15 protein-coding genes are annotated in these 14185 nt (G+C 66.4%); 9 read left to right on the forward strand and 6 right to left on the reverse strand.

The features are described from left to right. Positions 1 to 180: 180 nt before the first annotated feature. The gene (locus U4Z64_RS33970) at positions 181 to 921 is read left to right on the forward strand and encodes a 3-ketoacyl-ACP reductase (RefSeq protein WP_321822307.1); all 741 of its coding nucleotides are present in this window, start codon (positions 181 to 183) and stop codon (positions 919 to 921) included. 119 nt (positions 922 to 1040) lie between these two features. Next, positions 1041 to 1607 carry a polyhydroxyalkanoate synthesis repressor PhaR gene (gene phaR / locus U4Z64_RS33975; protein ID WP_006478701.1) on the forward strand — a complete coding sequence of 189 codons (567 nt, stop codon included), beginning with the start codon at positions 1041 to 1043 and terminating at the stop codon, positions 1605 to 1607. 353 nt (positions 1608 to 1960) lie between these two features. Here phaR and U4Z64_RS33980 read toward each other — a convergent pair whose 3' ends face one another. From U4Z64_RS33980 to U4Z64_RS33995, 4 genes are all read right to left on the reverse strand, one after another. Next, on the reverse strand, positions 1961 to 2215 hold the full coding sequence (locus U4Z64_RS33980) for a hypothetical protein (RefSeq protein ID WP_044848895.1): 255 nt from the start codon (positions 2213 to 2215) through the stop codon (positions 1961 to 1963). A gap of 346 nt (positions 2216 to 2561) precedes the next feature. Then, complete coding sequence (locus tag U4Z64_RS33985) at positions 2562 to 2792, reverse strand: hypothetical protein (RefSeq protein WP_321822308.1); 231 nt, start codon at positions 2790 to 2792, stop codon at positions 2562 to 2564. Positions 2793 to 3023: 231 nt separating this feature from the next. Next, positions 3024 to 3818: an SDR family oxidoreductase gene (locus U4Z64_RS33990; RefSeq protein ID WP_321822309.1), complete on the reverse strand. Its 795-nt coding sequence runs from the start codon at positions 3816 to 3818 to the stop codon at positions 3024 to 3026. A gap of 33 nt (positions 3819 to 3851) precedes the next feature. Further along, a complete protein-coding gene (locus U4Z64_RS33995) occupies positions 3852 to 4349 on the reverse strand; it encodes a carboxymuconolactone decarboxylase family protein (RefSeq protein WP_321822310.1) in 498 nt (165 codons plus the stop codon). Between the two features lie 711 nt (positions 4350 to 5060). Between U4Z64_RS33995 and rimO the strand changes: the two genes are divergently transcribed. The 4 genes from rimO to U4Z64_RS34015 all read left to right on the forward strand — a co-directional run bounded on the left by rimO (position 5061) and on the right by U4Z64_RS34015 (position 9396). After that, positions 5061 to 6422: a 30S ribosomal protein S12 methylthiotransferase RimO gene (gene rimO, locus U4Z64_RS34000; RefSeq protein WP_044848901.1), complete on the forward strand. Its 1362-nt coding sequence runs from the start codon at positions 5061 to 5063 to the stop codon at positions 6420 to 6422. Positions 6423 to 6425: 3 nt separating this feature from the next. Continuing rightward, positions 6426 to 7352, forward strand: coding sequence for a sugar kinase (locus U4Z64_RS34005; protein ID WP_321799440.1), 927 nt, complete (start codon positions 6426 to 6428; stop codon positions 7350 to 7352). Positions 7353 to 7558: 206 nt separating this feature from the next. Then, positions 7559 to 8101, forward strand: a complete 543-nt coding sequence (locus U4Z64_RS34010; protein ID WP_321799442.1) for a hypothetical protein — start codon at positions 7559 to 7561, stop codon at positions 8099 to 8101. A gap of 113 nt (positions 8102 to 8214) precedes the next feature. Further along, entirely contained in the window at positions 8215 to 9396 is a 1182-nt protein-coding gene (locus tag U4Z64_RS34015) for a cystathionine beta-lyase (RefSeq protein ID WP_321822311.1), read from the forward strand. Between the two features lie 88 nt (positions 9397 to 9484). On the opposite strand, the gene serB is transcribed toward U4Z64_RS34015, so the two are convergent. Both serB and U4Z64_RS34025 read right to left on the reverse strand, forming a co-directional pair. Next, positions 9485 to 10330: a phosphoserine phosphatase SerB gene (serB, locus tag U4Z64_RS34020; protein ID WP_044848905.1), complete on the reverse strand. Its 846-nt coding sequence runs from the start codon at positions 10328 to 10330 to the stop codon at positions 9485 to 9487. A gap of 206 nt (positions 10331 to 10536) precedes the next feature. Then, positions 10537 to 11493 (reverse strand): LysR family transcriptional regulator, encoded by a 957-nt coding sequence (locus U4Z64_RS34025; protein WP_321822312.1) that lies wholly within the window; start codon positions 11491 to 11493, stop codon positions 10537 to 10539. Between the two features lie 123 nt (positions 11494 to 11616). Between U4Z64_RS34025 and U4Z64_RS34030 the strand changes: the two genes are divergently transcribed. From U4Z64_RS34030 to U4Z64_RS34040, 3 genes are all read left to right on the forward strand, one after another. Continuing rightward, positions 11617 to 12633 (forward strand): zinc-binding alcohol dehydrogenase family protein, encoded by a 1017-nt coding sequence (locus tag U4Z64_RS34030; RefSeq protein ID WP_321822313.1) that lies wholly within the window; start codon positions 11617 to 11619, stop codon positions 12631 to 12633. 261 nt (positions 12634 to 12894) lie between these two features. Continuing rightward, positions 12895 to 13446, forward strand: a complete 552-nt coding sequence (locus U4Z64_RS34035; RefSeq protein WP_124485415.1) for a DUF6013 family protein — start codon at positions 12895 to 12897, stop codon at positions 13444 to 13446. A 251-nt stretch (positions 13447 to 13697) separates the two neighbouring features. Further along, positions 13698 to 14171, forward strand: a complete 474-nt coding sequence (locus U4Z64_RS34040; protein ID WP_321822314.1) for a PliI family lysozyme inhibitor of I-type lysozyme — start codon at positions 13698 to 13700, stop codon at positions 14169 to 14171. Positions 14172 to 14185 lie beyond the last annotated feature (14 nt).

The following is a 14185-nucleotide window of genomic DNA, read 5'->3' on the forward strand; positions in this document are numbered from 1 at the left end:
ACTGGCGTCGCTGTGCATCGGCGGCGGGATGGGCGTCGCGCTCGCGGTCGAGCGTCCGTAACCGGTCGTCCGTCACTGCCAAACCAATCCGGGCGCCGGCCGATTGCGGCTTCGGCCGGTGCCACGTGAAGTCAGAGGGGCCTCCGGCGGCTCTCGAAACCAAAAAATGGAGTGAGATTTATGTCTCAGCGAATTGCGTACGTAACGGGCGGGATGGGCGGCATCGGCACCAGCATCTGCCAGCGTCTGTCGAAAGACGGCTTCAAGGTGGTCGCGGGTTGCGGCCCGAACTCGCCGCGTCGGGTGAAGTGGCTCGAGGACCAGAAGGCGCTCGGCTACGATTTCATCGCGTCGGAAGGCAACGTCGGCGACTGGGACTCGACCAAGGCAGCGTTCGACAAGGTCAAGGCCGAAGTCGGCGAGGTCGACGTGCTGGTCAACAACGCGGGCATCACGCGCGACGTCGTGTTCCGCAAGATGACGCATGAAGACTGGACGGCCGTGATCGACACCAACCTGACGAGCCTGTTCAACGTGACGAAGCAGGTGATCGACGGGATGGTCGAGCGCGGCTGGGGCCGGATCATCAACATCTCGTCGGTGAACGGCCAGAAGGGGCAATTCGGCCAGACGAACTACTCGACCGCGAAGGCCGGCATCCACGGTTTCACGATGTCGCTCGCGCAGGAAGTCGCGACGAAGGGCGTGACGGTCAACACCGTGTCGCCCGGCTACATCGGCACCGACATGGTGAAGGCGATCCGTCCGGACGTGCTCGAGAAGATCGTCGCGACGATTCCGGTGCGGCGTCTCGGTGCGCCGGAGGAAATCGGCTCGATCGTCGCGTGGCTCGCGTCGAACGATTCCGGCTTCTCGACCGGCGCCGACTTCTCGCTGAACGGCGGCCTGCACATGGGCTGAACGTCCGGGCTGCGCAGGCCGGACCGGCCGTGCAGCCTGGCGTTTCCGAAGGCCCCCGCCTCCCGGATCCGGGAGGCGGGGATTTGTCACTTGCGCTACGCTGCACCCAAAGGCGTTTCATGACTACTACAAAGAAAACGGCCGAGCGGCTCATCAAGAAGTACCCGAACCGCCGGCTCTACGATACCGAGACGAGCACGTACATCACGCTGACCGACGTCAAGCAACTCGTGCTGGAACAGGAGGACTTCAAGGTCGTCGACGCGAAATCGAACGAAGACCTGACGCGCAGCATCCTGCTGCAGATCATCCTCGAGGAAGAGAGCGGCGGCGTGCCGATGTTCTCGTCGTCGATGTTGTCGCAGATCATCCGTTTCTACGGTCATGCGATGCAGGGCATGATGGGCACGTACCTGGAAAAGAACATCCAGGCGTTCATCGACATCCAGAACAAGCTCGCGGATCAATCGAAGAACCTGTACGAAGGCAACGCGATGAATCCGGAAGTCTGGTCGCAGTTCATGAACATGCAGGCGCCGATGATGCAAGGGATGATGACGAGCTACATCGAGCAGTCGAAGAACATGTTCGTGCAGATGCAGGAGCAGATGCAGAATCAGGCGAAGTCGATGTTCAGCACGTTCCCGTTCAAGCAACCGGGCACGCCGGAGCCGGAGAAGAAGTAACGATGTCGCGGCAGGCCGGCCGCGGCGGCGCGAGCCGTCGGGCGTCGGTGCCGCGACGTGCGGCGGGTGCGATGCGGCCGGTCGCGTGCCCGGGCACGACGATGATTGGCGGCTCGCTGCCGCGAGATGTCGCCGACGGTCGTCCCTGATCGTCGGCACCGAATGCCCGTGCCCCTGGGTGGGGGCGGGCATGACCGTCGTCCGGTCGATCGAATTCCAGACAAGCAGCGAAATACAAGCGGAGCATGTCGCGCCTGATGGCGCGCGTGCGTGCGCGGGCGCGGGCGGCCGCCGTTGTGTCGGACGGCGCGACGACGCGCCGTCTCAATGCCGGCATGGCGCGCCGGCTTCGCTCAAAGCGCGCGATCGAAATCCTGTTGATCGTCCGCCGGCGGCAGGTCGAGCACGAGCTTCACCGCGCAGTAGTTCGCCTTCAGCGAAAACACGCGGCCGATCACGAGGAACGTTTGCTGCGAGTTCTCGATCTCGACGAAATCGCCAGGCTGCGGCACGTGGGCGCCCTGGTCATAGGAAAAGCTGGTGCTGGTCTGCTCGCCGATGGTTTCGGCGGCGTGCTCGGTGAATTCGATCGTGATGTGGGTGGTCATGCGAACCCCGTCGTGCGTGGAGTGAAGCGGTTGGAGGTTCCGATTCTCGCATAATGGCGGGTCGCGTCCGGGGCGATTGTCGTGCGCCGGCGGTTGCGGATCGTGCTGACCCGCCGGGCAGCGGCTCACCGGAATGCGCACTCGTCGAGGATTTCTCATGAGCGCTGCAGTGAGTCTCCCGTTGGAGATGCGTGGCAGTGCGATGGCAGCGGCCCGGGCGAAGCCGGGCGCGGCGCGGAACGAAGCGAGGCGGCGGTTATTTCTCTGCAATCGTGCCGAAGGCCATGTCCAGTACCCAGTGGATGCTGTTCTCGATACGCCAATGCACTCTGCATCGGGAGGCAGGCTACGACAAGTAGTAACGCCGCTCGGTCGTCTTGGTATCGCCGATTTCGCGAGTGGCCTCGACTATCACGATCGAACGCTTCCCGATCAAACCGCTACGACTTGACTGAAGTTTGGCTGAGAAACGCAGCTTGGCGTCGCTTTCAAGCGCCCCAACGGTGTTCCATTGAGAAATGAGCGTCGGGATTTTTGCGTGAGCATCATGAGTTGCATCCACAAAGAGGAAGTCCATGCCCCTCGGGATTTTCATACCGTTTGCTTGAGCACGAACGCCGGACAGGCGTATGAACTCATCCGGTCGATGTCGGTGCGCGGGCTCGATAGCTGGTTACGAGCCGAACGGCATAGCACATCAGCATCTGGCTCTGTTACGCCAATCGATGCTGAAAAAGATATGCCATCCTTAATAACCTACCGCTTTCAGGACGTATTTGATTGCGTTGCCCTCATCCGCCAGCCTCGCTCACGCCAATTGCATCGGCACTGGCCAGTCGTCCGGCCGGAGCAGGGCATCCGTACCACCGTCGAGCCAGATCACCGAGCCGCACATGAATCGGGACTCCGTTCCGAGCAAGAACGCGATGAGCGAGGCGACTTCTTCAGGTGTTCCCGGGCGGCCAGCGGGAATCGGGAAGGCGTCGAGCTGACGTGCGATGTCGGGATCGGTACGACCTTCAGCCGCGAGTGCCGTCTCGATCAATCCCGGTGCAATCGCGTTTAATCGTATTCCGCTTCCGATCCAGTCCTTCCCTGGCGCCAAACGCCTGACAAGTCGGGCAATCGCGGCCTTTGTCGCGGGATAGGTCAATACTGGTCCGAACGTGTCGGCCATCGTGCAGGCGAGCGTTTCATCCCCGGACAGACACGCGGCGGCCAGTGCTTCGGGCCACCCGGGTTGGGCCGTAGACGAGTTGGAACTGATGACGACGACCGACGCGTTTCCCGACGCCGCGAGAGCCGGCCTCAGTCCGGACAACAGAACGGCCGTGCCGAAGTAATTGATCGCGGCGACTTCCGCGCCACGACGATGCGGGAAGCCGCCGACCCCGGCACAGGTCACCAGGCCATCGAGGCGACCGTCCGAAAGCGCGTTGATGCGTTCGATCGCGAACTGCCGACCCGGCTCGGAGCCCAGGTCGCAGACAACATCGGCCTCGTGACGGTCGACGCTGATGACTCGATGCCCTTCACTCGCCAGGCGCGCCTGCGTTGCCGCTCCGATGCCGGAAGCGGTTCCCGTCACTGCAATCGTACCCATCTGCTTACTCCTTCGATGTGTGTCCATCTTTACTCAGGAACGTGCGGTGGAGGTCTGCAACTCCAGCGAACATGACTGGCCGACATCCAGCACGCGCATGGCTCTGCCAGCACCGACCCACAGTGCACAGCAAATGCCGAGATCGACGATCTCGGCATCTTCGAATGCCACGCGCAGACGCATCCAAAAATCATCATCCGCGCTCAGTGCAACGTGATCCAATGCAAAGCGTTCGGCAAACTCGATGGCCAATCGCTCGCGCTCGCTGTATCCGGGCCAGGTTCGCCATTCGACGACGTGTTCATACAGCGCGTCGTCGACACCATTGGCTTGTCCTTGGGCGTCGCGCGTGTTGCGGCACAACTGACACTCGTTGGCCTCCGCGATCCTCATGCGTGCCGCTTCGCGTACTCGCATCGGTAACCGGCTCTTTCCATACACTGCGTGGCTGAGGGCGTTCAGGCCGGCGGCCAGTTCAGGTTGTAGTTCCATCCAGCTCTGGGGATCGTCAACGACGTCGATACGCGGCATTTCAGACTCCGTCCGGCGAGGTCAGGTCAATGCGGACAGGCTGCCTCAATGACGATCGCAAAGCTTCACTCAAATGGACTACTTCGGAGATATCGCGCTGGAGTGTTCGCAGACGGCGGAAACGGAAGCCACGCTTCCATGGTCGCGGTACTGGCGGCCTGGCTCAGGTAGATTGTTTGTCGATCGCGTCCGAGTTGCACGAAGACGCGAAGCCATTCGATTTCGGTCTGGCAGCGATTTCCCAATTCGAAGCGGGCGAAAGTGGATGTGCGGCCGATCGGCGCCGACTTTCCATCTGCAAGGAGCCCCCAAGATTGGTGCTGTCGACGCTACGGTGATGCCGTCGGTGACGAGCTGGGGGAGCTGCCTCCGCGCCGGTAACGACGCAGGCCGTGCCGGGTTGAGCTCGGCTCGGCTCGCGGCTCGATGGATCCGACCCTCCGCCCGTAGCGCGGACCTGTTCGGCATGTGGCAATCCCGGGCTACGCGAAGGAACACCCCGCGAGGCCCTTGGCGCTGGTACCGGGACGGAGCCCAACGCCCATCCTCCCCAAACTGAAAGGGACGCATCAAGCGCGACATCGGGGGCGGCCGCCCGCCGGCCAGCTCATTCGAGCCGGCGCCTGCACCGCCACCAACCGCCGTTTTTGCCTCGCTGACCCATAAATAGCTGTAAACTCACGCTTTTGCCGCCACGCCCCCACATTCCAGATGTCCCAGTCCCCCAAAGTAGGCTTCGTATCGCTCGGGTGCCCGAAAGCCCTCGTCGACTCCGAACAAATCATCACGCAGCTGCGTGCCGAAGGTTATGAAATCTCCGGCACCTACGACGGCGCCGACCTCGTCGTCGTGAACACCTGCGGCTTCATCGACGAAGCCGTGCAGGAGAGCCTCGACGCGATCGGCGAAGCGCTGACCGAGAACGGCAAGGTGATCGTCACCGGCTGCCTCGGCGCGAAGTCGAGCGCGAGCGGCTCGAACCTGATCGAGGAAGTCCACCCGAAGGTGCTCGCCGTCACCGGCCCGCACGCGGTGGGCGAAGTGATGCAGGCCGTGCATTCGCACCTGCCGAAGCCGCACGACCCGTTCACCGATCTGGTGCCGGCGGCCGGCATCAAGCTCACGCCGCGCCACTACGCGTACCTGAAGATTTCCGAAGGCTGCAACCACCGTTGCACGTTCTGCATCATCCCGTCGATGCGCGGCGACCTCGTGTCGCGCCCGGTCGCCGAAGTGATGCTCGAAGCCGAGAACCTGTTCAAGTCCGGCGTGAAGGAACTGCTCGTGATCTCGCAGGACACGAGCGCATACGGCGTCGACGTGAAGTACCGCACCGGCTTCTGGAACGGCAAGCCGATCAAGACGCGCATGACCGACCTGGTCGCCGCGCTCGGCGAACTCGCCGCGCAGTACGGCGCGTGGGTGCGCCTGCACTACGTGTACCCGTATCCGAGCGTCGACGAAGTCATTCCGCTGATGGCCGAAGGCCCGTTCAAGGGCCACGTGCTGCCGTATCTCGACGTGCCGTTCCAGCACGCGCATCCGGACGTGCTGAAGCGCATGAAGCGCCCGGCGAACGCCGAGAAGGTGCTCGAGCGCGTGCAGAAGTGGCGCGAGATCTGCCCGGACCTGACGATCCGCAGCACGTTCATCGCCGGCTTCCCCGGCGAGACGGAAGAACAGTTCGAAACGCTGCTCGACTTCATCCGCGAGGCGGAGCTCGATCGCGTCGGCTGCTTTGCGTATTCGCCGGTCGAAGGCGCGACCGCGAACGAACTCGACGGCGCACTGCCGGACGAGGTGCGCGAAGAACGCCGCGCGCGCTTCATGGAGGTCGCCGAGGAAGTGTCGGCGCGGCGCATCCAGCGCAAGGTCGGCAAGACCCTCAAGGTGCTGATCGACGAAGTCGGCGAGGAAGGCGGCATCGGCCGCACGGCGGCCGATGCGCCGGAGATCGACGGCGTCGTCTACGTCGAGCCGGCGACCAAGGCGTCGAAGCGCTACAAGGTCGGCGATTTCGTGTCGGTGAAGATCACGGGCGCGGACGGCCACGACCTGTGGGGCGAGGTTTAAGCGATGACCGCAGCGCTGCCGCAGATCCTCGCGCTCGGCGAGGCGATGATCGAATTCAACCAGTCGCAGCCGGGCCGGCCGGAGTTCCTGCAAGGCTTCGGCGGCGACACGTCGAACTTCTGCATCGCCGCGGCGCGCCAGGGCGCGTCGACGGGCTTCGTGTCGGCGATCGGCGACGATCCGTTCGGCCGCCTGCTGACCGAGATGTGGGCGGCGGAGCACGTCGATACGACGTACGTACGGATCGACCGCACGGCGCCGACCGGCGTGTATTTCGTCACGCACGGTGCTGACGGCCACCAGTTCGACTATCTGCGCGCGGGTTCCGCGGCGAGCCGCTACGCGGTGGCCGATCTGCCGCTCGATGCGCTGGCCGCGGCGCGGGCCGTGCACCTGTCGGGCATCAGCCTCGCGATCGGCACGGCCGCGTGCGACGCCGCGTTCGCGGCGATCGACCACGCGCGCAGCAACGGCGCGCAGGTCAGCTTCGACACGAACCTGCGCCTGAAGCTGTGGCCGCTGCCACGCGCCCGCGCGGTAATGCGCGAAGCGCTGCGCCAGACGGACATCTGCCTGCCGAGCTGGGACGACGTCACGGCGCTCACCGGTGCGAACGACCGCGACGCGATCGTCGATGCGATGCTCGAGCACGGGCCGCGGGTCGTCGCGCTGAAACTCGGCAAGGAAGGCGCGTATGTCGCGACGCCGAACGAACGGCGCGTGGTGCCGGGCTTCGCGGTCGCGGCCGTCGACGCGACGGGCGCGGGCGACTGCTTCGGCGGTGCGTTCGTTGCGCGGATCGTCGCAGGCGACGATCCGTTCGCGGCCGCGCGTTATGCGAACGCGGCGGCGGCACTGTCGACGACCGGCTACGGCGCGGTCGCGCCGATTCCGCGCCGCGACGCGGTGGAACGCCTGATGCAGGGCTGACGCGGCTCCCGCACGCCGGCGACGCGACGTGTTCACTCGAACGCCCGGATGACGGGCGACGTGAACGGCTGGCGAGCGGTGTGCGTACCGCGCTCGGCGCCTGCGCATCGGCGGTCGCCACGTGCGCGTGGCGATCGATGTGCAGCGGCGACGCGCAGCATGTCGCCGCGATTTTCGAGCGAATCTGAAGCAAGGAGCAACACAAGGTGGGTCGATATTCGCAATGGCAACGGGCGCTGGTGATTGCCGGCGCGCTGGCGGCGGGCCTCACGATGCCGGGCGTGGTCGCGGCACAGGCTGCCGCGTCGGGCGCGCAGCAGGATGAAGCGGCGCCCGCCCGGCCGCTGCGGCCGAATCCGGAATTCGCCCGCCTGCCGCGTTACGAAGGCACGCTCGGCGATCGGCCGATCGTCGTGCATCTCGGCCCGAAGACGGACGAGGAAGGCGTGCACGGCGAATACCAGTTCGCGGACACGGGCGAGGTGGTGCTGCTCGCCGGCGATCGCGACGGCGACACGCTCGAGATCGAGGAATCGAACGACGGCACGAACATCACGGGCGTGTGGATCGGCCGCTTCGACGCGACGGGCGAGCTGAAGGCCGACCGGATGAACTCGGACGAATCGGATCCGCAACCCGTCGTGCTGCGCCTGGCGCCGGGCAAGCGCGCGGCGCTGCAGGTACGCGACGGCCGCGTGCAGGAAATCGAGACGGTCGGCAACGTTGTCAATCTGCGCACCGACGACTGAGCGCGCGCTGGCTCGGCGCATGCGGCGCGCATTGTACCGGGCCAACAGCGCCGATTTTGGCTAACCTAGCGACCTATTCCGCAACCGAACGGCCTTTCTCCGGGCCTCCTGCCATGACTGCATCCACTCCGAAGCGCGCACTCCAGACCCGCATCGTTCAACCCGACGACAACATCCCGGATGGCTTCCGTTCGTTCGTGCCGCCGGTCGAGCGTGCATCGACGGTCGTGTTCCCCGATCTCGCGACGATGCGCGCGCTGGTCTGGCACGACGACAACCAGTGGCGCTACGGGCTGCATGCGACCCCGACGTCGCTCGCGCTCGCGCAGCGGCTCGCCGAGATCGAAGGCGGCTCGCATGCGCTGCTGCAGCCGTCGGGTCTCGCGGCGATCATGAACGTCTATTTCGGGATCGTGAAGGCGGGCGACGACGTGTTGATCCCGCACAACGTCTACGGGCCGAATGCCGATTTCGGCAACTGGCTCGCGAAGGATTTCGGCATCACCGCGCGCTTCTACGATCCGCTCGTCGGCGCCGGCATCGCCGACCTGATCCAGCCGAACACGCGGCTGATCTGGATCGAGGCGCCGGGCTCGGTGACGATGGAAGTGCCCGACGTGCGTGCGATCACGGCGGTCGCGCAGGCGCGCGGCATCGTCACCGCGATCGACAACACGTATTCGGCCGGGCTCGCGTTCAAGCCGTTCGAGCATGGCGTCGACATCTCGGTGCAGGCGCTGACCAAGTATCAATCGGGCGGCAGCGACGTGCTGATGGGCGCGACGATCACCGCGAGCGCGGCGCTGCAGGCGCAACTGAAGCTCGCCCGGATGCGCTGCGGGATCGGCGTGTCGGTCGACGACTGCTCGCTCGTGCTGCGCAGCCTGCCGAGCATGCAGGTGCGCTTCGATGCGCACAGCAAGAGCGCGCTCGCGCTCGCGCAATGGCTGAAGGCGCGTCCGGAGATCGCGGCCGTGCTGCATCCGCAACTGCCGGACTGTCCGGGGCACGCATCGTTCATGCGCGACTTCACCGGCGCGGGCGGGCTGTTCTCGGTGGTGTTCGACGAGCGCTACAGTGCCGAGCAGATCGATCGTTTCGTCGAGGCGCTCGAGCTGTTCGCGATCGGCTGGAGCTGGGGCGGCGCGTGCAGCCTCGCGATGCCTTACGACGTGGCGTCGATGCGCCCGGACTGGCCGCATCGCGGCACGCTGGTACGCTTCTACGTCGGTCTCGAAGACGAAGCCGACCTGCGCGCGGATATCGAGCGCGCGATGCAGTCCACGCTCGGCTGAGCACCGAACCCCGAGCGGAACAACAAAACGCCCGCGCGATGTTGCATCGCGCGGGCGTTTTTCATGGGCGGCTTGCGCGGATCGGAAATCAGAACAGCCGCAGCAGCCCGTCGAGGCCGACGTGGTCGAATGCGACGGTGGCCGCATCGCGCACGACGGGCTTCGCGTGGAACGCGACCGACAGCCCGGCTTCGGCCATCATCTTCAGGTCGTTCGAGCCGTCGCCCATCGCGATCGCGCGGCTCGGCTCGATGCCGAGCGATGCGCAGGTGTCGCGCAGCAGGCGCGCCTTGACGTCGGCGTTGACGATCTCGCCGAGCACCTTGCCGGTCAGCTTGCCGTCGACGATCTCGAGCGTGTTCGCGTGCGCGAAGTCGAGGCCGAGGCGCGCCTTCAGGCGCTCGGTGAAGAACGTGAAGCCGCCCGACACGAGCAGCGTCTTCAGGCCCGCGGCCTTCACGCCGGCGAGCATCGTCTCCGCGCCGGGCGACAGCTGCAGCCGTTCCTCGTACACGCGCTCGAGCGCCTGCGCGTCGAGCCCCGCGAGCAGCGCGACGCGGCGCGTGAGGCTTTCGTTGAAATCGCGGATCTCGCCGCGCATCGCCGCCTCGGTGATCTCGGCGACCTGCGTCTTCAGCCCGCAGAAATCGGCGATCTCGTCGATGCATTCGATTGTGATCAGCGTCGAGTCCATGTCCATCACGACGAGCCCGAAATCGCTCAGCGCGCGGCCGGCTTCGACGAAGCCGAAGTCGAGCGCATGCGTGCCGCAGTACGCGTCGATGTCGAGACGCTGCGCGGGGTTGGCGTTTTCGATGCGCAGCGCGTGATCGTCGGTCTGCACGATGCGGGTGCCGCGCGACAGCGCGAGCAGCGGTTTGTGATGCGCGTCCGACAACGGCGCGAGACTCTGGATGACGAGGTTGTGGGTCATGACGGAATGTTTGGAAGCGAATGAAACGCGTGCGCGGCCGGCATGCGGCCGCCTGCGAGCGCGGGCCCCGTTCGGCGTCGGGCCGTTGCGTCGCGAACGCGCCATTGTAGCCGGTTGGTATCCGATCGCGACCGGATCGCCGCCGGGAGCCGGCGCGGGCGCCGTGCCGGGTGCCGCACGCACGGCGATTCGGCGGACGGTGCGGGTTATTCGGGTGATTCGTGCGATTGCCGGTCGCGATCCCAGTAAGGCGGATCGCCGAAGTGTTCGGCCAGGAACGCGATGAACGCGAGCGTCTTCAGCGGCACGTGCGCGCGGCTCGGATAGACGGCCCAGATCGCGACGTCGTTCGCGAACGGGTAGTCGTCGAGCACGGTGACGAGCGCGCCGCTCGCGAGCAGCGGGCCGACGTCCCAGGTCGACTTGATCGCGATGCCGAAGCCGTCGACGAGCGCTTCGCGGATCGCCTCGCCGTTGCTCGCGACGAGCCGGCCGCCGACCCGCACGGTGAGCGGGCCTTGCGGCGTGACGAACGACCAGTCGCGCTGGTCGCCGAGGATCACGCATTCGTGCTGCGCGAGGTCGGCCGGATGGCGCGGCGTGCCGTGTTCGGCGAGATACGCGGGCGAGCAGCACAGCACGCGCCGGTTCGTGGCGAGCCTGCGTGCGACCAGCGTCGAGTCCTTCAGCGCACCGAGGCGGATCGCGACGTCGTAGCCGTCGTCGACGAGGTCGACGATCTCGTCGGACAGCCGCAGGTCGAGCGACACGGACGGGTAGCGGCGCAGGAACGCGGGAATCACGGGCGCGACGTGCTGGCGGCCGAACGACGACGACATCGACACTTTCAGCCGCCCGTACGGCTCGCTGCGGCCGTGGCCGACCGAGGCGCGCGCGTCGTCTGCGGCCGACAGCAGCGCCTCGGCGCGGGCCATGAAGACTTCGCCGTCCTGCGTCAGGCTGATGCGGCGCGTGGTGCGATGCAGCAACCGCGCGCCGAGCTGGCGCTCCAGCTGCGCGATGCGTGCGCTCGCGACCGCGGCCGATACGCCGAACTCGCGCCCGGCCGCGCTCACGTTCGCGAGCAGCGCGGCGCGCACGAACAGGCCGACGTCGAGCAGGTCGAGCGGCTTGTCGGGGGCTGGAATCGGATCGGACCTCATTATTCTGAAATTCCTGAAAATGTTTCAGGAAATATAGCGGTTTTCTCGAAGGATCGGGGCGCCTACGATGGCATGCATGGGGCTGCGCCGCGGCCCGCCCGATTTCCCTGAAGGAGTTTCGTGATGAAAGCCGTTGGACTGACCCGTTACCTGCCGATCGACGACCCGCAGGCGCTCGTCGACGTGGAACTGCCGCAACCGGTGCCGGGCCCGCGCGACCTGCTCGTGAAGGTCGAGGCGATCTCCGTGAACCCGGTCGACACCAAGGTGCGCGCGCCGAAACCGCAGGTCGAGGAGACGCCGCGCGTGCTCGGCTGGGATGCGGCCGGCACGGTCGTCGCGGTCGGTGCCGAGGTCACGCTGTTCCGGCCGGGCGACGAGGTGTTCTACGCGGGCAGCATCACGCGGCCCGGCGCAAACAGCGAATTCCACGCGGTCGACGAGCGGATCGCCGCGCTCAAGCCGCGCTCGCTCGATTTCGCGGCATCGGCCGCGTTGCCGCTCACCGCGCTGACCGCCTGGGAGGCGCTGTTCGACCGGCTGCGCGTGTCGCCGCAGGGCGCGGACGCGGGCAAGTCGGTGCTGATCATCGGCGGCGCGGGCGGGGTGGGTTCGATCGCGATCCAGCTCGCGAAGACGCTCGCCGGGCTGCGCGTGATCGCGACCGCGTCGCGGCCGGCGTCGGCCGAATGGGTGCGCTCGCTCGGCGCGGACAACGTGGTCGATCATTTCGGCGACCTGCCCGCGCAACTGCGTGAAATCGGCCACCCGAGCGTCGACTACGTGCTGATCTTCAACGACACGGACCGTCATTTCCCTGCCGCGGCGGAAGTAATTCGCCCGCAGGGCGGCATTTGCACGATCGTCGAGAACGAGAAGCCGATTCCGGTCGAGCAACTGAAGGCGAAGAGCGCCGCGTTTCACTGGGAATTCATGTTCACGCGTGCGATGTTCGAGACGCCGGACATGATCGAGCAGCACAAGATCCTGGGCGAGGTGGCGCGGCTCGTCGACGGCGGCACGCTGCGCACGACGCTCGGCGAACAGCTCGGCACGATCAACGCCGCGAACGTGCGGCGCGCGCATCAGCTGCTCGAAGCCGGGCGCGCGATCGGCAAGCTGGTGCTGAGCGGCTTCTGAGTGCCGCAGACGCGTCGCTTCGCGCCAGGCGCCGATGGGCATCCCCCAAGGGGACTTCCTTCGGGGCGGAAAACCTGGGTCTGCCCGGCGTGTTCCCGAGCGCCGGCGTCGCGCGTACGGGATGCCGCGTCGCGAACGCAAGCGGGGTAACACCCGATGCGTTTGCGGCGCATTGCATGCCGCTTGGCGGTAGACTGGCAACGCATCATGCATCGAAAACCGCGCGGCACGCGCGTGCCGCCGCATTACAAGGAGGTCAGCATGAGCCAACGCAGCTTGTCAGTCGCCGCATCGTGGTCTGCCGTGTTCGCGGCGGCGTGCGTCAGCGCGAGCGTATTCGCGGCGCCGCCGGTCAAGGGCAGCCTGAAGGGCGGCGGGACAGGGCAGCTCGAATACACCGTCAAGGTCGATTCGAAGACCTTCGGCAATACGCAGGAGACCCGCAAGATCCGCTCGGGCGAAACGGACGACTTCAACTGGAAGTCGGTGCCGCCGGGCGGCGCGGTCGCGATGCCGGACGGTTGCCCGAACGCCGACAACCTGCCGCGCGACGCGAACGGCGCGATGGTGCGCCAGACCCAGGTGCGGCTCGCGCCGTCGGTCGACGCGAAGGGGATCGCGAACGTGCAGATGAGCTTCCAGGCCGCCGCGCCGAAAGGCACGCGCAACGTGAGCGCGGGCGGCAAGTCGCTGCAGTGCCCGGATGTCGTGTCGGTGAGCCAGGTCAAGTGGGTGTCGATTTCGACCAATGGCGGGTCGAAGTCCGTCTCGATGAGCGACGGCACGAAAGTGACGGTGTCGATCAAGCGCTGAGCGGTGCGCGCGGGCCGGCGAGACGTCCGGTGCGTGCGCAACCAACCGCGATGCGTATCCGGTGATCCGGGCAGGGCCGCGCGTGACGGTTTCGTGGCGCGCGGCTTCGCGTATTTCCGTTGTTTGAGGTTTGATGTGCGTCGTGTCCGGCGCGCACCGACAGCGCGGCCATTCGCCCCGCGGCGCGCGTGACGTGATGCGGATGTCGCGCTATCCTCCCGGGCTTCTCCCTCTCCCAGTACGACATCCCGATGAAACATTGCATGCGCGCGCTGCTGTCGGCCGCTGCGTTCGTCGCCACCCATGCGCAGGCGGCCGACGATTGCAGCTTCGCGAAGAAAGTCGAGCTGCCGTCGCGACAGCAGGTCGCCGTCGTGTCGAGCGGCGCACTCGAGCCGTGCTCGACCGGCAGCTATGCGGTGCGCGTGTATTCGACCGCGCATGCCGCGCCCGGCTTCGATACGGACGACTACGTAACCGGCGTGCTGCATGCGCGTGACGGCACCGTCGCCGACGCCTTCACGGCCGACCTCGGTGCGCGTGCGCCGCAGGCGCTCGTCGTCACGACGCGCTCGGCCGGCAGCGGCGGTTATGTCGGCGCGCAGGCCTATGTGACGACACCACGCGCGGTGCGGCTCGTCGCGTCGGTCGACGGGCTGGCGCCCGATGCCGACGTCACGGCCGCGTTGCGCCAGGCCCTCGGCAAACGCCGCAGCGCCCGCTGACCGCACGCCGCGCC

Source organism: Burkholderia sp. BCC1996 (genome assembly GCF_905339955.1).
Classification (GTDB): Bacteria; Pseudomonadota; Gammaproteobacteria; order Burkholderiales; family Burkholderiaceae; genus Burkholderia.